Raw genomic sequence first — 505 nt, forward strand, 5'->3', positions numbered from 1 at the left:
GAGGGTCTTTGGCAGAGCAATGGCACCGCGATCATCACGTACAAAAATATGGCCTGCATCGTTCAAGTTCACCTCCTCACCCAAACATCCCGGCAAATCAATGCTTACCCTGCCGTCCTCGCCACCTTGAATCACACAAACCTTTCGGTCGTCACCTCGCGCCCGTTGTACTTTCTGGGTCTGTAAAGAAGAGCCTGCGTCGATACTGGCTCCCTTGCGCAGGAACTTTGGAAGCTGCTCAGGCAAGTGTCTCTCGATAATTTGTGTTGGGATACCAGGTTTCCTGGGGTGTTTGACTGTTTTGGGAAACCCTCCTGTCGCGCCTTCATGCGTAGAGACAACCGGAGTATCGCGAGGGTCTCGCAACGCTTGGCCGCGCGCCATATGAAAGAAACGAACCGGATCCAACCCCTCCTCGACGGCGAAAGATGTCAATCCCGGAGCAAAATTGGCCAAGTTCCCGGTGTAAAATTGGTCAGTTTGGTCTCGGTTTGGCTGCGCCTTG

At 53.9% G+C, this 505-nt stretch carries 1 protein-coding gene; it reads right to left on the bottom strand.

Annotated features, from left to right (window positions below; all coding sequences use genetic code 11):
* Window positions 1-456: hypothetical protein (locus ACTIEN_RS22355; protein WP_439525328.1), on the bottom strand; the 456-nt coding region annotated here is incomplete at its 3' end.
* Window positions 457-505 lie beyond the last annotated feature (49 nt).

The sequence above is a fragment of the Marivita sp. genome (assembly GCF_051859345.1).
GTDB lineage: Bacteria > Pseudomonadota > Alphaproteobacteria > Rhodobacterales > Rhodobacteraceae > Marivita.